Source organism: Pseudomonas rosaeacicularis, from assembly GCF_057128745.1.
Genome location: NZ_JBSKHT010000001.1, coordinates 169,826 through 192,814, shown reverse-complemented (window position 1 = coordinate 192,814; position 22,989 = coordinate 169,826). Strand labels below are relative to the sequence as shown.

23 protein-coding genes are annotated in these 22,989 nt (G+C 58.6%); 6 read left to right on the top strand and 17 right to left on the bottom strand.

Translation table 11 applies throughout. The annotated features are described in order from the left end of the window. Position 1: 1 nt before the first annotated feature. Together ACWKWM_RS00915 and ACWKWM_RS00910 are read right to left on the bottom strand one after the other, a co-directional pair. A complete protein-coding gene (locus ACWKWM_RS00915) occupies positions 2–319 on the bottom strand; it encodes a cell division protein ZapA (protein WP_349801951.1) in 318 nt (105 codons plus the stop codon). Next, the gene (locus ACWKWM_RS00910; RefSeq protein ID WP_331186251.1) at positions 316–525 is read right to left on the bottom strand and encodes a TIGR02449 family protein; all 210 of its coding nucleotides are present in this window, start codon (positions 523–525) and stop codon (positions 316–318) included. Before ACWKWM_RS00910 ends, ACWKWM_RS00915 begins: the two co-directional genes overlap by 4 nt. Before the next feature lie 161 nt (positions 526–686). On the opposite strand from ACWKWM_RS00910, the gene ACWKWM_RS00905 reads away from it, so the two are divergent. The 4 genes from ACWKWM_RS00905 (at position 687) to ACWKWM_RS00890 (ending at position 5,102) form a co-directional block, all read left to right on the top strand. Then, complete coding sequence (locus ACWKWM_RS00905) at positions 687–1,241, top strand: YecA/YgfB family protein (protein WP_483844316.1); 555 nt, start codon at positions 687–689, stop codon at positions 1,239–1,241. Between the two features lie 81 nt (positions 1,242–1,322). After that, entirely contained in the window at positions 1,323–2,657 is a 1,335-nt protein-coding gene (gene pepP, locus ACWKWM_RS00900; RefSeq protein WP_483844315.1) for a Xaa-Pro aminopeptidase, read from the top strand. Next, positions 2,654–3,841: a 2-octaprenyl-6-methoxyphenyl hydroxylase gene (gene ubiH, locus ACWKWM_RS00895; protein ID WP_483844314.1), complete on the top strand. Its 1,188-nt coding sequence runs from the start codon at positions 2,654–2,656 to the stop codon at positions 3,839–3,841. Before pepP ends, ubiH begins: the two co-directional genes overlap by 4 nt. Positions 3,842–3,881: 40 nt before the next feature. Beyond that, positions 3,882–5,102: a 2-octaprenyl-3-methyl-6-methoxy-1,4-benzoquinol hydroxylase gene (locus tag ACWKWM_RS00890; RefSeq protein ID WP_483844313.1), complete on the top strand. Its 1,221-nt coding sequence runs from the start codon at positions 3,882–3,884 to the stop codon at positions 5,100–5,102. Between the two features lie 201 nt (positions 5,103–5,303). Here the strand turns inward: ACWKWM_RS00890 and ACWKWM_RS00885 are convergent, their stop codons facing one another. The 8 genes from ACWKWM_RS00885 to ACWKWM_RS00850 all read right to left on the bottom strand — a co-directional run bounded on the left by ACWKWM_RS00885 (position 5,304) and on the right by ACWKWM_RS00850 (position 13,731). Beyond that, positions 5,304–6,323 carry an ABC transporter substrate-binding protein gene (locus ACWKWM_RS00885; protein WP_483844312.1) on the bottom strand — a complete coding sequence of 340 codons (1,020 nt, stop codon included), beginning with the start codon at positions 6,321–6,323 and terminating at the stop codon, positions 5,304–5,306. Positions 6,324–6,455: 132 nt separating this feature from the next. Continuing rightward, positions 6,456–7,322 carry an ABC transporter permease gene (locus ACWKWM_RS00880; protein WP_483844311.1) on the bottom strand — a complete coding sequence of 289 codons (867 nt, stop codon included), beginning with the start codon at positions 7,320–7,322 and terminating at the stop codon, positions 6,456–6,458. Between the two features lie 124 nt (positions 7,323–7,446). Beyond that, positions 7,447–8,328 carry an ABC transporter ATP-binding protein gene (locus ACWKWM_RS00875; protein WP_483844310.1) on the bottom strand — a complete coding sequence of 294 codons (882 nt, stop codon included), beginning with the start codon at positions 8,326–8,328 and terminating at the stop codon, positions 7,447–7,449. Between the two features lie 14 nt (positions 8,329–8,342). Beyond that, positions 8,343–9,239, bottom strand: coding sequence for a TauD/TfdA dioxygenase family protein (locus ACWKWM_RS00870; protein WP_483844309.1), 897 nt, complete (start codon positions 9,237–9,239; stop codon positions 8,343–8,345). A gap of 293 nt (positions 9,240–9,532) precedes the next feature. Further along, positions 9,533–10,321 carry a MetQ/NlpA family ABC transporter substrate-binding protein gene (locus ACWKWM_RS00865; RefSeq protein ID WP_483844308.1) on the bottom strand — a complete coding sequence of 263 codons (789 nt, stop codon included), beginning with the start codon at positions 10,319–10,321 and terminating at the stop codon, positions 9,533–9,535. 334 nt (positions 10,322–10,655) lie between these two features. Continuing rightward, positions 10,656–11,591, bottom strand: a complete 936-nt coding sequence (locus ACWKWM_RS00860; RefSeq protein WP_483844307.1) for a sigma 54-interacting transcriptional regulator — start codon at positions 11,589–11,591, stop codon at positions 10,656–10,658. A gap of 135 nt (positions 11,592–11,726) precedes the next feature. Continuing rightward, positions 11,727–12,308 carry an alpha/beta hydrolase gene (locus ACWKWM_RS00855; protein WP_483844306.1) on the bottom strand — a complete coding sequence of 194 codons (582 nt, stop codon included), beginning with the start codon at positions 12,306–12,308 and terminating at the stop codon, positions 11,727–11,729. A 352-nt stretch (positions 12,309–12,660) separates the two neighbouring features. Next, positions 12,661–13,731 carry a fatty acid desaturase gene (locus ACWKWM_RS00850; RefSeq protein ID WP_483844305.1) on the bottom strand — a complete coding sequence of 357 codons (1,071 nt, stop codon included), beginning with the start codon at positions 13,729–13,731 and terminating at the stop codon, positions 12,661–12,663. A gap of 113 nt (positions 13,732–13,844) precedes the next feature. On the opposite strand from ACWKWM_RS00850, the gene ACWKWM_RS00845 reads away from it, so the two are divergent. Then, complete coding sequence (locus ACWKWM_RS00845) at positions 13,845–14,852, top strand: AraC family transcriptional regulator (RefSeq protein WP_483844304.1); 1,008 nt, start codon at positions 13,845–13,847, stop codon at positions 14,850–14,852. 21 nt (positions 14,853–14,873) lie between these two features. Here ACWKWM_RS00845 and ACWKWM_RS00840 read toward each other — a convergent pair whose 3' ends face one another. After that, positions 14,874–15,653: a Crp/Fnr family transcriptional regulator gene (locus tag ACWKWM_RS00840; RefSeq protein ID WP_483844303.1), complete on the bottom strand. Its 780-nt coding sequence runs from the start codon at positions 15,651–15,653 to the stop codon at positions 14,874–14,876. 27 nt (positions 15,654–15,680) lie between these two features. On the opposite strand from ACWKWM_RS00840, the gene ACWKWM_RS00835 reads away from it, so the two are divergent. Further along, entirely contained in the window at positions 15,681–16,205 is a 525-nt protein-coding gene (locus tag ACWKWM_RS00835) for an Mpo1 family 2-hydroxy fatty acid dioxygenase (protein ID WP_483844302.1), read from the top strand. Positions 16,206–16,571: 366 nt separating this feature from the next. On the opposite strand, the gene ACWKWM_RS00830 is transcribed toward ACWKWM_RS00835, so the two are convergent. The 6 genes from ACWKWM_RS00830 to dibA all read right to left on the bottom strand — a co-directional run bounded on the left by ACWKWM_RS00830 (position 16,572) and on the right by dibA (position 22,869). Beyond that, the gene (locus ACWKWM_RS00830) at positions 16,572–17,561 is read right to left on the bottom strand and encodes a sulfate/molybdate ABC transporter ATP-binding protein (protein WP_483844301.1); all 990 of its coding nucleotides are present in this window, start codon (positions 17,559–17,561) and stop codon (positions 16,572–16,574) included. Between the two features lie 3 nt (positions 17,562–17,564). After that, complete coding sequence (gene cysW / locus ACWKWM_RS00825) at positions 17,565–18,437, bottom strand: sulfate ABC transporter permease subunit CysW (protein ID WP_483844300.1); 873 nt, start codon at positions 18,435–18,437, stop codon at positions 17,565–17,567. A gap of 10 nt (positions 18,438–18,447) precedes the next feature. Beyond that, a complete protein-coding gene (gene cysT, locus ACWKWM_RS00820) occupies positions 18,448–19,269 on the bottom strand; it encodes a sulfate ABC transporter permease subunit CysT (RefSeq protein WP_483844299.1) in 822 nt (273 codons plus the stop codon). 157 nt (positions 19,270–19,426) lie between these two features. Then, positions 19,427–20,434, bottom strand: coding sequence for a sulfate ABC transporter substrate-binding protein (locus ACWKWM_RS00815; RefSeq protein ID WP_483844298.1), 1,008 nt, complete (start codon positions 20,432–20,434; stop codon positions 19,427–19,429). Positions 20,435–20,595: 161 nt separating this feature from the next. After that, positions 20,596–20,778, bottom strand: coding sequence for a sulfur starvation response protein OscA (gene oscA / locus ACWKWM_RS00810; protein ID WP_074752461.1), 183 nt, complete (start codon positions 20,776–20,778; stop codon positions 20,596–20,598). Between the two features lie 177 nt (positions 20,779–20,955). After that, positions 20,956–22,869: a phosphodiesterase DibA gene (gene dibA, locus ACWKWM_RS00805; protein ID WP_483844297.1), complete on the bottom strand. Its 1,914-nt coding sequence runs from the start codon at positions 22,867–22,869 to the stop codon at positions 20,956–20,958. Positions 22,870–22,989 lie beyond the last annotated feature (120 nt).

Here is a 22,989-nt window from a genome sequence, read left to right as displayed (position 1 = left end):
ATCAGCCTTGCGGTTTTTCCGGATCCGTGGCAAGGACCAGGTCCACCCGATCCAGTAGATCCTTTACCTGCTCTCGCGTGGAACCGTTGGTCTGCAATTGGGGGACATCTTGCTTGTGCAGCAAATCGTGGGTGATGTTCAAGGCCGCCATCACCGCGATGCGATCAGCACCGATGACTTTTCCGCTGCTGCGGATCTCGCGCATCTTGCCATCGAGGTAACGCGCCGCGCTGACCAGATTGGTGCGCTCTTCCTGGGGGCAAATGATCGAATATTCTTTATCGAGGATCTGAACGGTGATGCTGTTGCCATTGCTCATGTGTCTTGCTCCAGGGCCTTGAGGCGCGAAATCATTGACTCGACCTTTTGCCGGGCGATTTCGTTTTTTTCAATGAGGTGAGCGCGTTCCTCGCGCCAGGACTTTTCCTGAGCTAATAGGAGTCCGTTCTGGCTTTTTAGTTGCTCGACGCGATTGATCAATAACTCCAGTCGAGCCATCAGCGCTTGCAGGTCGGTGTCTTCCATTGTTTTCCACTGAATACTTTCAGATGAGCGGCGCAGAAGCTGGGCCGGAGTTCGCCTCGACATTGTGGGCGATACGCACCCGGATAGCTTGGGCATGTCTGCCGGTGCTAGGATACAAGGCCTCCATTCTAGACATTGCGCCGCTTGGCGCCTAGTTGCCCATGCCTAAACAGAATTCCCCGTACAACGCGTTCGCGACCCTGCTCAACGGCAGCGGTCATCCTGTGTCTCCCGCTGAACTGCACGGCTTGCTGCTCGGCCGCAGTTGTGCCGGCTCAGGCTTCGAAGCCGAAGGCTGGTTTGCCGACGCATCCATGCTGCTGGAAAAGGAGCCTGAGGATAACGTTCGTCAGGCTTTGATCGGTTTGCAAGAGATGGTCAAAGGTGAATTGACCAGCGACGACATGACCGTCGTTCTGCTGTTGCCCGGTGACGACGAACCACTGCCCGAGCGCGCAGCCGCTCTGGGTCAATGGTGTCAGGGCTTCCTCGCAGGCTTCGGTCTGGCGGGCGGCAATAACTCGCTGAGCCCTGAAGCCTCCGAAGTGCTGCAAGACCTGGCCGCCATCGCGCAGGTTCAGGACGCGCTGGAAGAGTCCGAAGACGGCGAAAGCGATTACATGGAAGTCATGGAATACCTGCGTGTCGCCCCGCTGCTGCTGTTCACCGAGTTCAACAAGAAAGCGGCGCCTGACGCCAAACCGTCTCTGCACTGATTGCTCATCCGCGCCGATTCGTCCCTTGTTACGCTCGTGCGTTTAGGGACGAAGCGCTCACAGAAGGCACCGCTCTTACCCATGATCCACATCCCTAAAGCCGAATACGCACGTCGCCGCAAAGCCTTGATGGCGCAGATGGAGCCCAACAGCATCGCCATTCTGCCGGCCGCCGCGGTCGCAATTCGAAACCGGGATGTCGAGCATGTGTACCGTCAGGACAGCGATTTCCAGTACCTGAGCGGCTTTCCCGAGCCGGAAGCCGTGATCGTGCTGATCCCGGGCCGTGAGTACGGCGAGTACGTGTTGTTCTGTCGCGAACGCAATCCGGAGCGCGAGCTGTGGGATGGCCTTCGCGCAGGTCAGGACGGCGCGATGCGTGATTTCGGTGCTGACGATGCGTTCCCGATCACCGACATCGATGACATCCTGCCGGGCCTGATCGAAGGTCGTGACCGGGTGTACTCATCGATGGGCAGCAACCCCGAATTCGACCGGCACTTGATGGAGTGGATCAACGTCATCCGCTCTAAAGCCAACCTGGGTGCGCAGCCGCCCAAAGAGTTCGTCGCGCTGGATCACCTGCTGCACGACATGCGTCTGTACAAATCAGCCGCTGAAGTGAAAGTCATGCGCAGCGCCGCCGAGATTTCTGCCCGTGCCCACGTCCGTGCCATGCAGGCCAGCCGCGCGGGGTTGTATGAGTTCAGCCTGGAAGCAGAGCTGGATTACGAGTTCCGCAAAGGCGGCGCGAAAATGCCAGCCTACGGGTCCATCGTCGCCTCAGGCCGCAACGCCTGCATCCTGCATTACCAGGAAAACGACGCCGTGCTCAAAGACGGCGATCTGGTGTTGATCGACGCAGGCTGCGAGATCGACTGCTACGCCAGCGACATCACGCGGACCTTCCCGGTCAGTGGCAAATTCTCTGCCGAACAAAAAGCGGTCTACGAGCTGGTGCTTAAATCGCAAGAGGCAGCATTCGAGGCCATCGGCCCCGGCAAGCACTGGAACCAGGCGCATGAAGCGACCGTTCGGGTCATCACTACGGGCTTGGTCGAGCTCGGCCTGTTGCAGGGCGATGTTGATGAACTGATCGCCGGCGAAGCGTACAAAGCCTTCTACATGCACCGCGCCGGGCACTGGTTGGGCATGGATGTGCACGATGTCGGCGATTACCGGGTCGGCGGCGAATGGCGTGTACTTGAAGTCGGCATGACCTTGACCGTTGAGCCCGGCATCTACATCTCGCCTGACAATCAAAACGTCGCGAAGAAATGGCGCGGCATTGGTGTACGCATCGAGGACGACGTCGTGGTAACCAAAAAAGGCTGCGAGATCCTTACCAGCGGCGTACCGAAATCGGTCGCTGATATTGAAGCGCTGATGTCCGCTGCCAGAACCCAAGCCGCATGAGCCGCTTCAATCTGGCAATCATCGGTGGCGGCCTGGTCGGAGCAAGCCTGGCGCTTGCGTTGCAGGCTGGGGCCAAGGCGCGGGGCTGGAAGATCGTGATGATCGAGCCCTTCGCGCCGGGTGACACCTATCAACCAAGCTACGACGCGCGATCCTCCGCGCTGTCGTTCGGTGCCCGACAAATCTACGAGCGCCTTGGCGTGTGGCAGCAGATAAGCCGTCGCGCCGAGCCCATCCGGCAGATTCAGGTGTCTGACAAGGGGCGCATCGGCGCTGCCAATCTGTCGGCGATACAAGAAGGCGTGCCTGCTCTGGGTTACGTGGTTGAAAACGCGTGGCTCGGGCAATGCCTCTGGCAGGGGCTGGACAAAGAAGTGGTCAGCTGGCGCGTGCCGGCCGAAGTGAAACAGATGCAGGCGCTGCCCGATGGCTATCGTCTAACGCTGAACGATGAAACCCAGCTCGACTGTGACCTGGCCGTGCTCGCCGATGGCGGTCGCTCCAACCTGCGCGAGCAACTGGGCATCGCCGTAACGACCCGGCCTTATGATCAGACTGCGCTGATCGCCAATATTACCCCCGGCGAAGCCCATTGCGGCCAAGCGTTCGAGCGCTTCACCGAGCAGGGCCCGATGGCGCTGCTGCCGCTGCCGGAAAACCGCTGCGCTCTGGTCTGGACCCGAAACGGCAATGACACGCAGCGGTTGCTCGAACTGGACGATCGTGCGTTTCTGGCTGAGCTGCAAAGCGTGTTTGGCTATCGGTTGGGCGCTTTGAAACAAGTCGGCGTGCGGCACGTTTATCCGCTGAACCTGATCGAAGCGCAGGAGCAGGTTCGCTCACATCTGGCCGTGCTGGGCAATGCGGCGCACAGCCTGCACCCGATTGCCGGCCAAGGCTTCAATCTGTCGCTGCGTGATGCCGCGTCCTTGGCCGAAGCGCTGCTGGCCAGTGACAACACGCCGGGTGATCTGGCAACGCTGCAAGCCTATGCACGGCGTCAACGCCTGGACCAAAGCCTGACCGTCGGGTTTTCCGATCAGGTCACGCGCCTGTTCGGCAGCGATCAACCCCTGATCACCGCCGGGCGCAATATCGGCTTGCTGGGTCTTGATTTGCTGCCATCGGCCAAACGCTGGTTTGCCCGTCAGGCCATGGGGCTGGGTACACGGGCCGATGTCTAACTTCCCTCGGCTTCGGCCACACGCGAGAACGATTTAAAGCATGGAAACGCGCGCAGATCTGCTGATTGTCGGGGCTGGAATGGTCGGTAGCGCCCTCGCGCTGGCGTTACAGAACAGTGGGCTGAACATTCTGCTGGTCGACAATAGCCCGCTGAGCGTCAAACCGTTCGATCCGACCGCAGCCTTCGAACCTCGGGTCAGCGCCTTGTCTGCCGCTTCTCAGCGCATCCTGCAGCGCCTCAATGTGTGGGACGGCATCGTCTCGCGCCGTGCCAGCCCCTATGGCGATATGGAAGTCTGGGACGGCAGCGGCACCGGGCAGGTGCATTTTTCCGCCGCCAGCGTGCATGCCGAAGTGCTTGGGCACATCGTCGAGAACCGGGTTATCCAGGATGCGCTGGTCGAGCGGCTCCACGATTGCGATGTGGGTTTGCTGGCCAATGCGCGGCTCGAGCAGATGCGCCGCTCCGGCGATGACTGGCTGCTGACGCTGGCAGACGGAAGAACGCTGCGCTCGCCTGTGGTGGTTGCGGCAGACGGCGCCAACTCGGCGGTCCGCCGATTGACTGGCACTGAAACCCGCGAATGGGACTACCTGCATCACGCCGTTGTCACCAGTGTGCGCACGACTAATTCTCACAAGAAAACCGCTTGGCAGCGCTTCACCGACGATGGCCCTTTGGCGTTCCTGCCTCTGGAGCGTGAGGGCGAGCACTGGTGCTCCATCGTCTGGTCAGTCACGCCCGCTGAAGCCGAGCGCCTGATGGCGCTGCCAGACGAACTCTTTTGTCGTGAACTGGAAGGTGCATTCGAAGGGCGTCTGGGGCCCGTGATCGCGGCCGATCCACGAGTTTGTGTGCCGTTGCGTCAGCGCCATGCCAAACGCTACGTCGCCGAAGGGCTGGCGTTGATCGGCGATGCCGCCCACACGATTCATCCGCTGGCCGGGCAAGGTGTCAATCTGGGCTTTCTCGATGCGGCTGTGCTGGCTGAAGTGCTGCATCACGCCGCAGGACGTGGCGAGCGTTTGGCCGATGAACGCGTATTGAGCCGCTATGAGCGTCGGCGCATGCCGCACAATCTTGCGCTGATGGCGGCGATGGAAGGCTTTGAGCGATTGTTCCAAGCCGATCCCCTGCCGCTGCGTTGGTTGCGCAACACCGGCTTGAAGATGGTGGATCAATCGTCCGAAGCCAAAGCGATGTTCGTGCGTCAGGCCATGGGCCTGACCGGGGATTTGCCGCAGCTGGCGCGGCTGTAGCGATCAATGAGGCACACGCGCAACCAGGTCTTGACCCACTCGGTTTCTGTAGGAGCCAACTTGTTGGCGAGCAGGCGGGTGTGGGGTAAACCTGATACACCGCCTCGCGAACAAGTTCGCTCCTACAGAGATTTGCATCGTACCAGTGGGAGCGGACCTGTCCGCGAATGCCTCAAGTCAGGCGAGTAGAGCCAAGCTCAATCAGCTACCGTCGCCGCCATGGGCTTCTTCAAAGAAATAGTCTTTCCAGCTATCAGCCTTGTTCTTCAGCACCCCCAACTCTTGCAGCTTGGTGGCGTAGATGAAGGTTTTCTGCGGCACGATGGTGAAGTCGATTTCCGGATCGGAGACGATTTTCTCAACGAACGGCAGCGGCAACTTCGACTTCTCTACATCGACGTAAGTCTTCGCGGCAGCAGGTTTGTCGGCCTTGATGATCTTCTCGGCTTCAGCCAGCGCGTCGTAAAACGCTTTGTAGGTCTTCGGGTTTTCGTCGTGGAATTTCTGCGTGGTGTAAAGCACGTTGAACGTGGCCTGACCGCCGAGGATGTCGTAGGAACTCAGAACCTTGTGCACCTTCGGGTTTTCCAGTTCCTGATACTGGAATGGAGGGCTTGAGAAGTGCGAGTTGATTTCCGAGCCGCCGGCCAGCAGCGCGCCAGTCGCATCCGGGTGAGGAATGCTCACGGAAATGTTGTCGAACTTCTTGAATTCGGCATCGCCGAAAAGCTTCGCGGTTTCGATCTGCAGTGTGCGCGACTGGAAGCCCACGCCTGCGGCTGGCACTGCAATCCGGTCTTTGTCGGTGAAGTCTTTCAGGGTTTTGACGTTGGGATTGTTGGTCAGCAGGTAGTTGGGCATCGAACCGAGAGAGGCGATGGCCTTGACGTTCTGCTTGCCCTTGGTGCGGTCCCAGATCGTCAGCATCGGCGGCACGCCAGCCGATACAACGTCCAGCGCCCCAGCCAGCAGCGCTTCGTTCATCGCGGTGGCGCCGGAGATGCTGTTCCAGTTGACTTCGATGTCCAGGCCTTCCGCCTTGCCGTGCTTCTCGATCAGTTTTTGTTGCTGAACGACGTCGAGGATCAGATAACCGATGCCGAACTGCTGGGCGATGCTGATCTTGCCTTCAGCATGGGCGCCGCTGCTCAGCAACGCACCGGTCAGGCCTAACGTTGCAGCCAGTGTTGTAAGCGTTGGACGCTTGAATGAAGAGACCATGAAATCCTCGCGATGAGACAAGTTAGGAGCGCAGCCCGGCGAATACGGTGGTCCGGTGCTTATAGCTTACTGTTACCGAACCATCGCCAATAAATACACAATTGGAATATCGATAGTTCTAGTTCGCCAGCATCAACGCTGCATGCCCCAGCGCTTGACGGTCAGCCGTTCGATATTGGCGAACAGCAGATTCTCTACAAGCAGGCCGATCAAAATCACCGCCACCAGCCCTGCGAACACTTTGTCGGTGTAGAGCTCGTTGCGGTTCTGATAGATGTACCAGCCCAGCCCGCCTTTGCCGGACGACGCGCCAAACACCAGTTCGGCTGCGATAAGGGTGCGCCAGGCAAACGCCCAGCCGATTTTCAAGCCCGCCAGAATCGACGGCAGCGCGGCGGGGATCAGGATGTACCAGACGAACCGCAAGCCCTTGAGCCCGTAATTGCGACCGGCCATGCGCTGGGTTTCCGAAACACCGAGAAAGCCCGCGTAGGTATTCAACGCCAACGCCCACAACACCGAGTGCACGAGGACGAACACCAGGCTGTTCTCGCCGAGCCCGAACCACAGCAGCGACAACGGCAGCAGCGCGATGGCCGGCAGCGGGTTGAACATCGCGGTCAAGGTGCCGAGCAGGTCGCGGCCCAGTTGGGTCGATACCGCAAGCGTGGTCAAACCGAACGCCAGGACGATGCCGATCACGTAACCCTTGATCAGCACCTTCAGGGAGATCCAGACTTTTTCCAGTAACTCACCACTGGCGATGCCGTCGAAGAAGGCGTGAGCGGTTTGCAGAAAGCTCGGCAGCAACAGGTCGTTGCCCTGAATGCGCGCAGCGATCTCCCAGATCACCGCCAAGGCAATCAGGATCACACTTTTGCGCACCCAGCTCTGTTGCCAGATGCGCTGCACGAGGGGGATGTCGCGGGCCAGGTCTTCCTGAGTGAAAGGCTCCAGCGCGACTTCGTATTCCTCGCGGATTGGGGGGGAAAGGCTCATGGAGAATTCTCTAGATAGGGCGACGCCGATTCTGTAGGAGCCAACTTGTTGGCGAGGGGACCTGATGCGGTGTGTCAGGTCCAATGCTTCGCGAACAAGTTCGCTCCTACAGAGATCGCGCAAATTAGTAAGCGATCCGAACGTCCTGGAAACGTATGTCCTGCTCAACCACAGGTTCATCGCCTTCATCGAACAGCAGCCGGTGAATACGCTGCGCCGAGGCCTGGAAATCAACACCGCCCAGGCTTTTCAGGTCGTACTGATGGCTGTTGATTTCAGCGCGTACGCGCCCCGGATGCGGCGACAGCAACAGAATTCGGTTGCCGATCACCAGCGCTTCTTCGATGGAGTGCGTGACGAACAGCAGCGTGAAGCGCACCTCGTCCCACAGCTCCAGCAGCTCTTCCTGCATCTTGCGGCGAGTCAGTGCGTCGAGGGCCGCGAAAGGCTCATCCATCAACAGGATTTTCGGCTGCATCGCCAGCGCACGGGCAATTGCCACACGGGCCTTCATGCCGCCAGACAAGGTGTGCGGATAAGCATCGGCAAACGCACTGAGACCGACCTTTTCCAGGTAATACCGCGCGCGCTCTTCGGCCTCAGGGCGCTTCAACGTGCGCGAAGCCAACAGCGGGAACATGACGTTCTGGATAACAGTCTTCCAGGGCGGCAGCTGGTCGAACTCCTGGAACACCACGATGCGATCCGGGCCTGGCTCTTTGACTTCCTGGCCGGCCAGACGAATCTTGCCTTCGCTTGGCTGGATGAAACCGGCCACCGCCTTGAGCAACGTGGATTTGCCACAGCCCGATGGGCCGAGCAGCACGAAGCGATCTGCCGGGTCGATCTCGAAACTAACTTGATGGGTCGCCCGCACCACGCGCTCGGGGGTGCGGTACTCAAGGCTGACGCCCTGCACTTGCAACAGCGGTTCAGCGTTGGGCTGATTGAGCGGTTGCGCGGTCGAGCCATTGCTAGCCGTGTGGCTTTGCAGAACAGCGTTCATGGAACTCTCCTGAATCAGAACGGCGCGTCACCCTGGATGGTGGTGCGGTGCAGGCGGCGACGTAGATGGTCGGGTGTGCCGCCTGCCAGGTGAATCAGGGAACGGTTGTCCCAGAAGACCATGTCGTTTTTTTGCCATTTGTGGCGGTAGACGCCTTCGGCTCGCACGCTGTGGGCGTACAGCTCAGTGAGAATCTGCTGACTCTCGTCTTCCGGCAGTCCGACGATGTGAGTGGTGAAACCTTCGCTGACGAACAACGCTTTGCGCCCGTTTTCCGGATGCGTGCGCACGATCGGATGGCTGACCACCACGACCTGGGCCAGCTGCTCGGCGCTCAAGGTCGGACGCCAGTTCTGCGCGTTGTGCCCTTCGCGATAACGCGAGGTATAGCTGTGCACGGCAGAGCGTCCTTCAACCGCTTTGCGCAGATGCTCGGGCAGGGTTTCCCAAGCCAGGTGCATATCGGCGAACAGCGTGTCGCCTCCCTCGCTCGGCAATTCTTGCGCGTAGAGCATCGAACCCAGGCTCGGCAGCTCTTTGTAGGACAGGTCCGAGTGCCAATACTTGCCGGCATCGCCCAGGCCGACCGGCTGACCGTTCTCGACGATGTTCGAGACGATGAGGATCTCAGGGTGATTGGCGAGCAAGAATTGCTTGAGGACGTGAATCTGCAGCACACCGAAACGGCGGCTGAACTCGATCTGTTGTTGCGGGGTGATCTGCTGATCGCGGAACACCACAACGTGGTGATCCAGATGAGCTTTGTGAACACGAGCAAAGTCTGCGTCATTCAGCGGACGGGACAGATCCAGACCGACGATTTCCGCGCCCACCTTTTCGGCGAATGGACGCACATCGAACTGCTGACCGGGGGCTTGCGCGGAAGATGAAGATTGGGAGGCTGCTGGCATGAGAACTCCGACTCCAGAAGGCAAAGGCTGAGGATGGAGAACTTTATAGCTATAAGAATCGAAATTTAAATACCGTTAGCGCATATGCATAGCTCTGATCGGACTAGCCCCTGCCCTAGACGCAAAAACGCCGACGCATGTGCAAGCCGTCGGCGTGGAAAACAACTAAAGCATGTACCTGTTGGAGCGAGGCTTGCCCGCGAAGCGAACGTACAGCCAATAAATGTGCATCGACTGATAACAGCTTCGCGGGCAAGCCTCGCTCCAACAGTCTTCAGGCGTTGCCCACCTCATCAAAACGCTGGCAATACCGCGCCGTCGTACTTCTTGTTGATGAAGTCTTTGACTTGCTGGCTGGTCAGGGCTTTGGACAGTTTGTTGATTGCGTCGGTCTGCGCATTGTCTTCACGGGTGACCAGGAAGTTCACGTAAGGCGAATCAGCACCTTCGATGATCAGCGCGTCTTTCTTCGGGCTGAGCTTGGCTTCCAGCGCGTAGTTGGTGTTGATCAGGTCCAGGTCAACCTGGTCCAGCGCGCGCGGCAGCAAAGCCGATTCCAGTTCGCGGAACTTCAGTTTTTTCGGGTTGGTGGCGATGTCTTTCGGGGTCGCCAGCGCGTTGGTCGGGTCTTTCAGAGTGATCAGACCATTTTTCTGCAGCAGCAGCAGGGCACGACCGGCGTTGCTGCCTTCGTTAGGGATGGCAACGGTTGCGCCTTCTGGCAGGTCAGCAATGGATTTCCACTTCTTGGAATAGCCGCCAAACGGTTCAACATGCACGCCCACACCTGTCACCAGATGCGCGCCTTTGCCTTTATTGAAGCCATCCAGGTACGGTTTGGTCTGGAAGTAGTTGGCGTCCAGACGTTTCTCGTTCAACTGCACGTTTGGCTGCACGTAGTCAGTGAAGACCTTGATTTCCAGGTCCACGCCTTCTTTGGCCAGTTCAGGCTTGATCAGCTCGAGGATCTCGGCATGCGGAACCGCAGTGGCGCCGACAATCAGTTTTTCGGCAGCTTGCGCGGCGCTGACGCCGAGGGAAAGAGCAGCCGCCAGTGCGGTAAACAAAAACGTCTTTTTCATGCGATGTCCTTAGGAGTATTCGGCCGCCTGTGGGCGACTCGCGCTTGTGATTGTGATTGTGATTGTGATTGTGCCATCGACACGTGTTATCGGCGGCGTGGGGCGGACATTACCGATTTTGTTTATTCCGAGACAATACTTTTTAAGCAAATCGATATTCTTTTTGGTTATCAGAAGTCAAATTGCCAGTACACGGCGGGTTTTGCGAAATATTCGGTCATGCGCGATGTCACCGTGGGAGCGGACGCGTCCGCGAAGACAGTCTTCCAAACGACAATAATAGGTCGAATGTACCGACGCCTTCGCGGACAGGTCCGCTCCCACAGTGGCACCGTTACAGAAGTTTTTCTGCAGAGGCCAGAAGTGCTCGCAGCGTTGCCAAGTCCTCCGAGTTGCCACCCGCAATCAATCGCCGGACGTCTTTCTCAATGCGGGCTAAGGGCTCAGCCGCCTGCGGCAGATTCAAATGCTCCGGCAACAGCTCTTCGCCGCTGCTCACCAACAATGCAAAGTGAATGACGTTTTCCAGCTCTCGCGTATTGCCCGGCCAGGTGTGTCGCTCCAGAACCTGTTGCGCAGCGTCGCTGATCAATGGCATCGGGAAGTCGAACCGCTGGCTGTAAATGCCCAGGAAATACTCGGCCAGTGGCAGGATGTTGCCCGGCTGATCGCGAAGCGCAGGCATTTCCAGATGCCCTTCGCTCAAGTAGTGATAAAGACGCTCATGAAATTTTCCGGCGGCCACTGCCAATCCGAGATCGATACTGGTGGCAGCAACCAGGCGCACATCCACCGGGCTTGGCTGTTGGGCGCCGACGCGGGTGACTTCGTGATTTTCCAGCGCCGCCAGGAGTTTTATCTGGATCGAGAGCGGCAAGTCTGCGATCTCATCCAGATACAACGTGCCCCCCGTGGCCGAACCAAACCATCCCGCCCGACTACTGACCGTCCCGCTGTGTGCGCCTGCGGCATAACCGAACAGTTCTGCGTCGGCGTACGTAGGGCTGATGGCGCCGCAATTGACCGACACAAACAATCCGGCCCGATCACTGCCGCGATGAATGTGCCGCGCCAGCAACTCCTTGCCCGTCCCCGTTTCGCCACGAATCAGCACCGGCAATTCCTGAGCCGCCAATAACTCCATTTCTTCACGCAGGCGGCGCGAGCGCGGGTCGAAAAACAGCAGCGCCTTGGCACGAATGCTCAACGGGCTTTTTTCAGCTTCGGGGAAGGTCAGCAGTGGCTGGCCGTTGGTTTCAGGATGACTCATGGCAGACTCCCGCCCGACTCCTCACAGGATCCCGAGCGTTGCAAAAATAGGCCGACGAGCCCAAGGGCTTCGTTCGCAAAAGGGCGGCGATCAGAAGCGCTTGGCTCGTTCGGGATAAGAAGAAGGTCTGGTGGATCAGGCGCGACGGCGCGACAGATGCTCCATGCGACCCTGCAGACGGTAGAGATACGCGAACCCTTGCTCCCAGCGTTGGTGTCCGGATTTGACGTTTATGTGCCCGCCACCGCTGATGATTCCGACTTCAGCACCCCAGTTACGGGCCATTTCCATCGCACGCAGGGCGCTGACGGCGGAGTCATTATCGGAGCTGACGACTTGGGCCGGGAACGGCAACAGATGCTCCGGAATCGGTGCGAAATTTCGAATAGCCGGCGGGCAGTTGGCCCGTTCGACATCAGCCGGAGCGACGAGCAACGCGCCGCGCACCTGCCGCAGGGTTTCCAACGGCGCCAGTTGCGCCCAATGTGCGACGGTGACGCAACCCAGGCTGTGAGCGATCAGGATCACTGGCGTACTGTCAGCGGCGATAGTGCGTTGCAGTTCACCCACCCAATCTTCGCGGCGTGGCTTGAGCCAGTCGGCCTGTTCCACACGCACGCTGTTGGGCAGGCTGTTTTGCCAGTGAGTTTGCCAATGGTCGTCGGCAGACCCTTGCCAGCCAGGCAGGATCACGTAGCGGATCGACTCGTTATGCATGGGGTTCGCCTCCTGCATGTTGCATTCATGGTGGCGAGTATAAGGACGAGGCATATATTCGTTAAGGAATAAGAAGCTATTTATTAATAGCTTAAAAACATATAGCGAACAGGACTGGGGCGACGCCGAAAATCGAGCGAAAAAAAGGGCCGCACCCTGCCTTAAGGAACGGCCCTGCAAACTGTCCGACCCTGTCTTCTGGCGGACAGGTGAAGCATACGCAAGAGTTGTTACAGAATTTTTATCGATGCCTAATTTCTATCTGTAGGAGCCAACTTGTTGGCGAGACTGAGGACGCAGCACTTCAGGTCCGACGTCTCGCGAACAAGTTCGCTCCTACAGGGGACATCGGTCAGGCACGGGAACCGGTCGGCGCCTGGACCGCTGCATCTGGTCGTTCTAAACGATTCGCCCTTGCAAACGTGCCGAAATCATTGAACCGCACGCCCATTTCAGCCATGACTGTGTGCGCCACTGGCGCGGTCATCTGCCGGATGTAGAAGGGTTCTTTCACCACAAAATGATGAATCCCATGGGTGCTGCCGAAGTTGAAGCAGAACGCCTGCAACGGCCACATCCACCGCGGGTTAAGTACTTGGGTCTGCTGCATGACGTTGCCGGGCTCCACGTCGCCGTAGTAATGCATGTTGGAACTGACGAAATGCAGGCAAAAGGTGCGCAACACGTTCGGGCCTACCAGCACCACCACGGCGATGTCGATCACCTGCATCACCGCCAGCGTATTGCTCGACCAATCTATGCTCGCGCCCAGCAAACTCGCCACCCCATTGGCGGCATGAAACCCCAGGAACACATACCAGGCACCCCAGTTGAGCAACGCCAGCGGCGCATAGACCTTGAGCGTACGTTTGAGAATGCTGCGTTTGTGCGCCCAGGTTTTTGCCCGCAACGTGCGGATCAACGAGGACATCACGTTATCCCCCACCATCAGCAACCGCGCGATGCCCCAAGGCTCGCCATTGGTGATCGCTCGCTCCTCCATGTCGGCTTCGGTGCCGGAGACTTTATGGTGATTGAGGTGCAGGTGGCGGCGAATCCACGGATTGATCGTGCTGGGCCGGGCCATCCACACCAGCGCCAGCATCAGGTTGTGCGGCACTCGCTGCTTGCGAAAATACATGCTGTGAATCAAATCGTGCTCAAGCTCGTGAGTCAGTGACGCGAGAAACGCATTGACCAGCAAACACGTCCACCACGCCATGTAACCCGCGATGTAGAGCGCTGCGCTGGCGATCATGCCGGTCAGGGCGAATGCCAGAATGCCCACCCCTATCGCGTCCTGATACTTCAGGATGGGGTAGCGCTTGCGCAGTTCATCCCCTCGCGCCATGACCACCGCGCGAATATGCGCTGATCGCTGCTGTGCATTCAGTCCGGCGGGGCTTGCGCAAGTGCCGTGCATGCTTCCATCCTCTATTTTTATGATGGGTGAAAATCGATTCGCTACTGTGGCGCGCCTGACCCATTCTCGCGCGGCCACACACGCCAACCTGTTGACCGGAAGCGCCAACCTGTATGCCTGAACCGAGCATTCTCGCCAGCTGGACCCGCGCCCTGCGCAAGCAACTCGACGCCATAGGCCTCGACAGCAACGCAATGAGCCTGGCTGCGGGTCTTGATCCACGGCTGATGGACGACCCCAACGCTCGCTATCCGGTGACCATCACTACGCGCTTGTGGGAAATGGCGGTCGAGGCCAGCGGTGATCCGGCACTGGGTTTGCGAGTGTCACGGTTTGTCAGCCCGACCACCTTCCACGCCCTCGGCTACGCGCTGGTGGCCAGTGGTTCGTTGCGTGAGGTGTTCGAGCGCATCGTGCGTTATCACCCGGTGGTCAGCGACGCGTTGAACTTGAGTTTCGGGCGGGCGGGGGATCGATACGAGTTTCGCTTCGTCGTCCCGCAAGGCAGCCCCGTGCCCGCAAACGAGGCCATGGATGCCTTCGCCGCGATCTACGTGCGCACCTGCCGCAACCGTTTAGGCCGCCATTACGCCCCGCTCGCCGTGCACCTGGTGCGTCCTCAGCCCGCTGACCCCAAGCCATGGCACGACGTGTTCCGCGCGCCGTTATTCTTCGGCGCCGAAGAGAACCTGCTGGAATTCGCCTGCGCCGACTTCGACAGCCATCTGGACGACGCCAATCCGGAACTGGCCCAGCACAACGAAACTGTGCTCAACCGCACCCTCGAGCAGCTTTCCGTGCTGACGTGGGAGCGCAAGGTCCGCGGCGCCATCGAACTTCAATTACCTGAGGGCGAACCCTCCGCCGAGCGCATCGCGCACAATTTGCACCTGAGCCTGCGCAGCCTCCAGCGACATCTGGCCGATGAAGGTTGCAGCTACGATTTGCTGCTCAATCAATGCCGGCAGAATCTGGCGCTGCAACACATGCGCGAGCCCGGCAGCTCACTGAGCGAGATTGCCTATCTGTTGGGTTTCGCTGACACCAGCAGTTTCAGCCGGGCGTTCAAGCGCTGGACCGGGACGACTCCGAGTCAGTATCGCGCAGGTCTTGGGTTGTGAGCTTTCAAGGTTGATAAGCGATCATTCGGTCAATCGGTGCCTGGCCAGGCGCCGGAGCTTGTCGGAATCCGGAATCGAAATGAAGTCGTGATCACGGCGAATGATCTTGCGCTCGCAGAGCTCTGAAAGCGTGCGGTCGATGCTCTCGGCGTTCAGGCCCAGACACTGCTCGGACGGCAGATCGTTGCGAGAAACAATGCGCACCGCACCGTTGATCTCGCCATATCCCTCGGCCAGCATCAGCAGCCGGAAGGCCACGCGCTCCACGGTGGGCAGCAGCGTGAACTGGCCTGCTGGCGGGATTTTCAGGCCCAGTTTGCGGCTCAGCAAATCAGCAAAGTAGCGCCGGTATTCAGGATGTTCCTTGAGCAGCTCACGCAACGCCTGCTGCGGCATTTGTAGCGTGATGGCCTGGTCCTCAGCATAGATGTCCTGCAAACGGGGGTTGTCTTCGAAGAGCGAGACTTCGCCAAACCAGTACGGCCTTCTGAAATCATTAGTGGGCAGCCATTGACGCTGCTGGCACGGCAGGCCCATGCGCAACGTACCCTCCAGCAACGCGTAAAAGCCGCACACCGGGTGGTCCTTTCGGAAGATGAGCTTGCCCGGCGTCACCCGACGCTGCTGCATTGAAACCAGCAAGCTATCCTGCAATTTGGCAGGCAACTCGTTGAACCACTGATCATTGATTAACCATGAGCGCCATTGGGTTCCATTCGTCACGTGAATCTCCTTTTTCTTGTTCGATATTTGTATCAGGCTGGATCGAATCGCTACTTGCCCGCCCAAAAACAGCGGCATGATCAACGCTAGGAGGGAACAAAAACAATGAAAAACCTCATCGATTATTTGAGCCAATACGCGTCCTACCATAGGGATACCCGGAACATCGTCAGCCATTTCCTAGGCATCCCGCTGATTGTGCTCGCAGTGGCTGTACTACTTTCCCTACCGGGAGGTTTTGTCGGCGGATTCTGGCTATCGCCCGCCACGTTTATGGCGCTGGCGTCGATTATTTTCTACCTGCGGCTGGACCTGATTTTTGGCGTGCTGATGGCTGCTTTGTTGGGGCTTTGCCTGTGGGCCGGCGCGCTGCTCGCACAGCAGGCGACGCTGGTTTGGCTGAGCGCAGGGCTGGGGATGTTTATCGTGGGTTGGGGGATTCAGTTTGTAGGTCACTACTATGAAGGACGAAAACCTGCGTTTATCGACGATGTCTCGGGCCTGATCATCGGCCCGCTGTTCGTAGTCGCGGAATTGGCGTTCTTGCTGGGCATGCGCAAGGGCTTGCAGCATGAAATCGAAAAGCGCGTCGGCCCGTCGCGCAGAAGGGATATGAAGACGGTGGTTTAGCCGTGACCGCAAATATCTGGCAACGCGGATATCTGTAGGAGCGCGCTTGCCCGCGAAGGCGATTGATCAAGCGCAATGGATGTGTCGGATGTACCGGCCCCCTTCGCGGACAGGTCCGCTCCCACAGATATGTTGGCAAACACATAACCCTGTAGGAGCTGCCGAAGGCTGCGATTGCGATACATCTGAAACACCGCATCGCGGCCTCGCGCTGCTCGTACGCTCCTACAGACCCGAACCATGCACGCGTTTCTGTAGGAGCCAACTTGTTGGCGAGCAAGGCGCTGCGTGGTATCAGCCCTAGCGCCTCGAACAAGTTCGCTCCTACAGGTTCGCGTTTCGCCGCAAATACGCGGCGTCCGCCAATCAGATATTGGCAACCTTCTGCCAAACCTTCGGCTTGAAGAACAGCGTTTCGCCACGCGCCAAACCGACCAGGCTGTCGTGGTCTTTGACTACTTCGGCTTCGATCAACTCGCTCTGCCCTTCCACCTTCAGCGTCACCCGCGTGGTCGCACCCAATGGCCGAATGTCGCGCACTTCAGCCGCGTGGTGATCCTCCAGCTCATGACGCGACAGCGACACTTCGTGCGGGCGGAACAACACATGATTGTCGGCGCCCAGATGCAGACGATTCGAATCACCGAGGAAGTGATACACAAAATCGCTGGCCGGGTTTTCATACACTTCGCCCGGCGAGCCGATCTGCTCGATCACGCCCTTGTTCATCACCACGATACGGTCCGCCACTTCCATGGCTTCTTCCTGGTCGTGGGTCACGAACACAGAGGTCAGGTTGATGTCTTCGTGAAGACGCGCCAACCAGCGGCGCAGTTCTTTACGCACCTTGGCATCCAGTGCGCCGAAAGGCTCATCCAGCAACAAAACCTTGGGCTCTACCGCCAGGGCGCGAGCCAACGCGATCCGCTGGCGCTGCCCGCCGGACAACTGCTCAGGATATCGATCCGACAACCAATCCAGCTGCACCATGTTCAGCAGCTCATGGACTTTCGCCGTGATCTGGCTGTCGCTCGGGCGCTGGTTTTTCGGCTTCATGCGCAGACCAAACGCGACGTTGTCGAAGACGGTCATGTGGCGAAACAGCGCGTAATGCTGGAACACGAACCCGACGTTGCGATCACGCACATCGTGCCCGGAAACATCCTCGCCATGGAATACGATGTTGCCCTGGTCCGGCGTTTCCAGCCCGGCGATGATACGCAGCAGCGTGGTCTTGCCACACCCGGAAGGGCCCAGCAACGCCACCAGCTCGCCACTCTGGATGTCCAGATTGATGCTGTCGAGGGCCCTGAAGGCGTTGAAATTCTTGCTGACGTTACGGACTTCGATCGACATGAATTATTCCTCCGCCGCACTTTGGCGCAGACGGGTAATGCGCGCTTCGCTCCACTGCTTGAGCAGCAGGATAAACAGCGCAAGGATCAGCAGCAGGCTCGCCACGGCAAATGCGGCCACGTGGTTGTATTCGTTGTAGAGAATCTCGACGTGCAGCGGCAGTGTGTTGGTGACGCCGCGAATGTGACCGGAGACCACTGACACTGCGCCGAACTCGCCCATGGCCCGGGCAGTACACAGCACCACGCCATAGATCAGGCCCCACTTGATGTTGGGTACCGTCACGTACCAGAACATCTGCCAGCCATTGGCACCGAGCAACCGCGCGGCCTCTTCTTCCTGCGTGCCTTGCTCCTGCATCAGCGGGATCAGCTCACGCGCCACGAACGGCACAGTGACGAAAATCGTCGCCAGCACGATGCCAGGCAGTGCGAAGACGATCTGGATGTCGTGATCCTGCAACCACGGCCCGAACAGCCCTTGGGCGCCGAACATCAGCACGTAGACCAGACCGGCAATGACCGGCGAGACCGAGAACGGCAGATCAATCAGCGTCACCAGAAAGCTTTTGCCACGGAACGAATATTTACTCACGCACCAGGCGGCGCTGACGCCGAACACCACGTTGAGCGGCACCGAAATCAGTACCGCGATCACGGTCAGCTTGAGCGCCGACAGGGCGTCCGGCTCGAAGATAGCCGTGAAGAAAGCTCCAAGGCCAGACTTCAGCCCTTGGGACACGACGATGAACAACGGCAACAACAAAAACAGCGCGAAGACCAGCCAACCCAGGCTGATCAGAATGCGCCGCGACACCGCACTGCCACGACGGGCAGCGTTGGCGCAGGAAGCGGCGATAAGCGATGAACCAGACATGTGCGCCTCCTCAGGTTGGGGTTTCGATGCGTCGCTGCAGCAAGTTGATCAGCAGCAACAGAATGAACGACACCACCAGCATCATCACGCCGATGGCCGTCGCGCCGGTGTAGTCGTATTGGTCGAGTTTGACCATGATCAGCAGCGGCAGGATCTCGGTTTTCATCGGCATGTTGCCGGCGATGAAAATCACCGAACCGTACTCGCCCACACCCCTGGCAAACGCCAGCGCGAAACCGGTTAGCCAGGCGGGCAGCAACGCGGGTACGAGGATATAGCGAAACACCTGCAGCGGACGGGCGCCCAGGCAGGCTGCGGCTTCCTCGACCTCACGCGGGATATCGGCCAGCACCGGCTGCACGGTACGCACCACGAACGGCAGCGTCACGAAGGTCAGCGCGAGCGTGATACCGAGCGGCGTGTAGGCGATCTTGAAACCGAGGTCGGCAGCGAATTGTCCTACCAGCCCTTGTGGCGCATACAGCGCCGTTAGCGCGATACCGGCCACAGCGGTGGGCAGCGCGAACGGCAAGTCGATCATCGCGTCGATGATCTTGCGACCCGGGAAGGTGTAGCGCACCAACACCCAGGCCAGGAGTGTGCCGATGATGCCGTTGATGATCGCCGCGTAAAACGCAGTGCCGAAGCTGAGCTTCAGCGCGGCCAGCACGCGCGGCGCGGTGACGATGGTCCAGAACTGGCCCCAGCTCAGCTGCGAGGCGTGAATGAACATCGCCGCCAGCGGAATTAGCACAATCAGACTGAGGTACACCAAGGTGTAACCCAGCGTCAGCCCGAAGCCGGGTATGACGGGGGAAGTACGTCGCGACATAAGAGTCCTTGGTTAACACACGGAACCCGCAAATGAATGCGGGTTCTTGATTCAACGAACAACTACTGTAGGAGTAACCGGGACGCGTAGTCTTGTTCGCGAGACGTCGAACCTGACACAACGCCTCGCCAACAAGTTGGCTCCTACAGGTCGTGCATTACTGCGCCTGGTAGATCTGGTCGAACACGCCGCCGTCGTTGAAGAACTTCGGCTGCGCACTTTTCCAGCCGCCGAAATCCTTGTCGATGGTCAGCAGGTTAAGTTTCGGGAATTGCTTTTCGTACTTCGCCGCGACTTCTGCGTTGCGTGGACGATAGAAGTTTTTCGCCGCGATTTCCTGGCCTTCCTTGCTGTACAGATGTTTCAGGTATTCGGTGGCGATTTCTTCGTTGCCTTTCTTCTCGGCGTTCTTGTCAACGACAGCGACAGGAGGCTCAGCCAGGATCGACAGCGAAGGTACGACGATATCGAATTTGTCTGCGCCGCCGTCTTCTTTCAGCGCCAGGAACGCTTCGTTTTCCCACGCCAGCAGCACATCGCCCTGACCGTTGTTGACGAATGTAATGGTTGAACCGCGAGCGCCGGTGTCCAGAACAGGGACGTGCTTGAACAGCTCTTTCACGTATTCCTGGGCTTTGGCTTCACTGCCGCCGGTTTTCAGGCCGTAGCCGTATGCCGCTAGGAAGTTCCAGCGCGCACCGCCAGAGGTTTTCGGGTTTGGCGTGATCACCGACACATCTTTGTTGATCAGATCGCCCCAGTCCTTGATGCCTTTGGGGTTGCCCTTGCGCACCAGGAACACGATGGTCGAGGTGTACGGGGTGCTGGCATCCGGCAGTCGGGTCTGCCAGTTCTCGGGCAGGGTTTTGCCCAGTTTTGCGATTTCGTCGATATCGCCGGCCAGTGCCAGGGTCACGACGTCAGCGCGCAGACCATCGATGACCGAACGCCCTTGCTTGCCCGAGCCGCCGTGGGATTGCTTGATTTCGACCTTGTCGTCCGGGTGTGATTTTTTCCAGAAGTTAACGAACTCAGCGTTGTAATCCTGATACAGCTCACGCGTCGGGTCATAGGACACGTTCAGCAGCTCGTAATCCTTGGCGACGGCGGAACCGGCAAACACAGCGCTGGCGAGAGCGGCCAGCGCATAACGGCGAATGGACATGAATCAAGCTCCTGGGTGCGTTATTGGTTTTTCTAGTTTTAATTGTTGGGTGATCGGGCCGTTCCCTGACGAATCTGTAGGAGCTGCCGAAGGCTGCGATTCGATCCGAAGTCCTATTGCAGCCTTCGGCAGCTCCTACAAAAAGGGGCTCAGCACAGACTTCAGCTCGGTTTGTTACCCGGATTCTGCAAACGGAATTTTTCTTTACGTTCGATCTGCACCACTTGCGCGTTGTGCACAGTGATTTCAACCGCGCCGAAACGCAGATCGCGCAGTGCGCTCTGGATTTCACGCAAGATACTTGCTTCGTCCTGGCCGTCGACGCTACGTAGGGATGCGCTCATGATCGTGCTCCTTGATGAGTTGCCCGCAGCACGAGTGGAAGGGGGCGGCTGGTGGCATGGAGCAATCTTAATGAGGCACGGTTATTCTTAAAAATACTATTTAAGAATGCCGATATAGCTAAATGGCATTTAGCCAGGAAATGCGGCACGGCGGTCCGGCAAACGGCGGAGCCGATCTCAAGAAGGCGCAAAAATCGGGGCATGATGCCAATCGATGTGCTCGGCAGGCATCGGACGTGCAAACCAGTAGCCCTGGCCTAATTCACAGTTATTTTCCAACAGAAAATGCGCCTGATCCGCTTGCTCGATGCCCTCGGCCAGTACCCGCAGGCCCATGCTTCGGGCCAAAGCAATGATGGCGCGGACAATCGCAATATCGTCGTCATCGCCAGGCAATCCGGCTACGAATCCCTGGTCGATTTTCAACGTCTGCACAGGCATGCGCTTGAGCCGCAGCAAGGACGAATAGCCAGTGCCAAAATCGTCGATGGACAGTCTCAGCCCTAATTCGCGCAAGCGATGCATCTGCTCGATGGCTTGCTCCGGGTCTTTCATGACTGCGCTTTCTGTGACTTCCAGCTCCAGATACTTGGGGTCCAGTCCGGTTTCACTCAGCACCTGCGCCACGCGACGATCCAGATCTGTGCCGCTGAACAGCCGGCTCGAAACATTGACTGCCACGTAGGAAATCTTCACGCCTTCAGCTAACCACCGGCGCATTTGCTCGCAGGCATGGGTCAGCACCCAACGGTCGATATCTGCGATCAGCCCGCTTTGCTCGGCAACCGGAATGAACTCACCGGGCGACACCATGCCGCGCTCCGGATGCTGCCAGCGCACCAACGCCTCGACACCTTGAATGCGCCGGGTCTGCAGGTCGTGGATGGGCTGAAAAAAAACCCGCAGCTCGTTGTGCTCGATGGCACGCCGAAGCTCACTGGCCAGCTCCACGCGCTGGCGAGAATGTGCGGTAAGTTCTTCGTTATACAGGGCGTAACTTTCGCGTCCCTGGCTTTTAGCCTTGAATAGCGCAGCGTCGGCGTGGCGCAACAGCTCCTCGGCCCCCGCCGCATCGTGGGGGAACAGACTGATGCCAATGCTGACGTTGATGAACAACGTCTGTCCGTCCAGCACGAACGGTTCACGCATCGAGTCAAGAATGCGCTGCGCCAGCTCAGGCGCCAGTTGGCCGTTTTCCAGCAGCACCGCAAATTCGTCGCCGCCCAGCCGTGCCAGCGTTACGCCGCAGTCGAGTACGCTCTGCAAGCGCTCGACCACGGCCTTGAGCAACTGGTCGCCGACGTTGTGGCCCAGGCTGTCGTTGATGTGCTTGAAGTGATCCAGATCGATCAGCAGCAATGCGCAACCGCGTTTGGAGCGACGTGAATGGGTCAACGCCTGTTCGGCACGGTCAGTGAAAAGCAGGCGATTGGGCAGTCCGGTCAGGGCGTCGTAATGCGCAAGGTGGGCGATTTCCTGGGCGGAGTGTTTGACGAGTGTGATGTCGGAAAACACCGCCACATAGTGTGTGATGCGTCCGTGGTTGTCCTTGATCGTGCGAATGCTCTGCCATTGCGGGTAGACCTCGCCGCTTTTGCGCCGATTCCATATTTCTCCGCTCCATGCCCCCGTGCCCAGCACGGTTTTGTACATGTGCTCGTAGAAGTCAGCGCCATGGCGGCCTGATTTGAACTTGCTGGGTTGTTGGCCCAACACTTCGCGCTCTTGATAACCCGTGATGTCCATAAAGGCGCGATTGACCTGAACGATCACACCGTCAGCGTCTGTAACCAGAACACCTTCCAGGGTGCTATCGAACACTGCTGCCGCAAGACGCAGTTTTTGCTGGTCTTCTTTGCGTCTTTCTTCCGACCTGACGCCCATGTGCAGCAGCAAACGCGTCCGCGTCAGGAAGATAAAAACCGCGCTGATCGCCAGCCAGACGTAGCCACTCATCAGTTGCCCGCGCGCCAATCGAGCCGGTTCTTCGATCAGATAGGGCAGCAAGTAATCGCTGACGCCTAACCAGAGAATTGACGCAAGCCCATACAGAAGTACCATTCGCACTGCGTCACGGGTGTTAACTGACATAGAAAGAGGAAAACCCTTACAAAGGAACGAGGCTTAATCGAGAAACATCTTGCCACTCTTATCTAAAAGGGCGACTGGTTTTATCTGGTGGCTAAGTGATAATGCGCCCTGCTCCACCAC

Bases quoted from the DNA above. Each gene is read 5' to 3' on its own strand.
- ACWKWM_RS00905 (WP_483844316.1), top strand. From the start codon at position 687: ATGCCTAAACAGAATTCCCCGTACAACGCGTTCGCGACCCTGCTCAAC.
- ACWKWM_RS00890 (WP_483844313.1), top strand. From the start codon at position 3,882: ATGGAAACGCGCGCAGATCTGCTGATTGTCGGGGCTGGAATGGTCGGT.
- dibA (WP_483844297.1), bottom strand. From the start codon at position 22,869: ATGTCAGTTAACACCCGTGACGCAGTGCGAATGGTACTTCTGTATGGG.
- ACWKWM_RS00880 (WP_483844311.1), bottom strand. From the start codon at position 7,322: ATGAGCCTTTCCCCCCCAATCCGCGAGGAATACGAAGTCGCGCTGGAG.
- ACWKWM_RS00845 (WP_483844304.1), top strand. From the start codon at position 13,845: ATGCCTGAACCGAGCATTCTCGCCAGCTGGACCCGCGCCCTGCGCAAG.
- ubiH (WP_483844314.1), top strand. From the start codon at position 2,654: ATGAGCCGCTTCAATCTGGCAATCATCGGTGGCGGCCTGGTCGGAGCA.
- oscA (WP_074752461.1), bottom strand. From the start codon at position 20,778: ATGAGCGCATCCCTACGTAGCGTCGACGGCCAGGACGAAGCAAGTATC.
- cysT (WP_483844299.1), bottom strand. From the start codon at position 19,269: ATGTCGCGACGTACTTCCCCCGTCATACCCGGCTTCGGGCTGACGCTG.
- ACWKWM_RS00870 (WP_483844309.1), bottom strand. From the start codon at position 9,239: ATGCCAGCAGCCTCCCAATCTTCATCTTCCGCGCAAGCCCCCGGTCAG.
- ACWKWM_RS00875 (WP_483844310.1), bottom strand. From the start codon at position 8,328: ATGAACGCTGTTCTGCAAAGCCACACGGCTAGCAATGGCTCGACCGCG.
- ACWKWM_RS00840 (WP_483844303.1), bottom strand. From the start codon at position 15,653: ATGCCGCTGTTTTTGGGCGGGCAAGTAGCGATTCGATCCAGCCTGATA.
- pepP (WP_483844315.1), top strand. From the start codon at position 1,323: ATGATCCACATCCCTAAAGCCGAATACGCACGTCGCCGCAAAGCCTTG.
- ACWKWM_RS00830 (WP_483844301.1), bottom strand. From the start codon at position 17,561: ATGTCGATCGAAGTCCGTAACGTCAGCAAGAATTTCAACGCCTTCAGG.
- ACWKWM_RS00860 (WP_483844307.1), bottom strand. From the start codon at position 11,591: ATGAGTCATCCTGAAACCAACGGCCAGCCACTGCTGACCTTCCCCGAA.
- ACWKWM_RS00865 (WP_483844308.1), bottom strand. From the start codon at position 10,321: ATGAAAAAGACGTTTTTGTTTACCGCACTGGCGGCTGCTCTTTCCCTC.
- ACWKWM_RS00850 (WP_483844305.1), bottom strand. From the start codon at position 13,731: ATGCACGGCACTTGCGCAAGCCCCGCCGGACTGAATGCACAGCAGCGA.
- ACWKWM_RS00815 (WP_483844298.1), bottom strand. From the start codon at position 20,434: ATGTCCATTCGCCGTTATGCGCTGGCCGCTCTCGCCAGCGCTGTGTTT.
- ACWKWM_RS00835 (WP_483844302.1), top strand. From the start codon at position 15,681: ATGAAAAACCTCATCGATTATTTGAGCCAATACGCGTCCTACCATAGG.
- ACWKWM_RS00885 (WP_483844312.1), bottom strand. From the start codon at position 6,323: ATGGTCTCTTCATTCAAGCGTCCAACGCTTACAACACTGGCTGCAACG.
- ACWKWM_RS00915 (WP_349801951.1), bottom strand. From the start codon at position 319: ATGAGCAATGGCAACAGCATCACCGTTCAGATCCTCGATAAAGAATAT.
- cysW (WP_483844300.1), bottom strand. From the start codon at position 18,437: ATGTCTGGTTCATCGCTTATCGCCGCTTCCTGCGCCAACGCTGCCCGT.
- ACWKWM_RS00855 (WP_483844306.1), bottom strand. From the start codon at position 12,308: ATGCATAACGAGTCGATCCGCTACGTGATCCTGCCTGGCTGGCAAGGG.
- ACWKWM_RS00910 (WP_331186251.1), bottom strand. From the start codon at position 525: ATGGAAGACACCGACCTGCAAGCGCTGATGGCTCGACTGGAGTTATTG.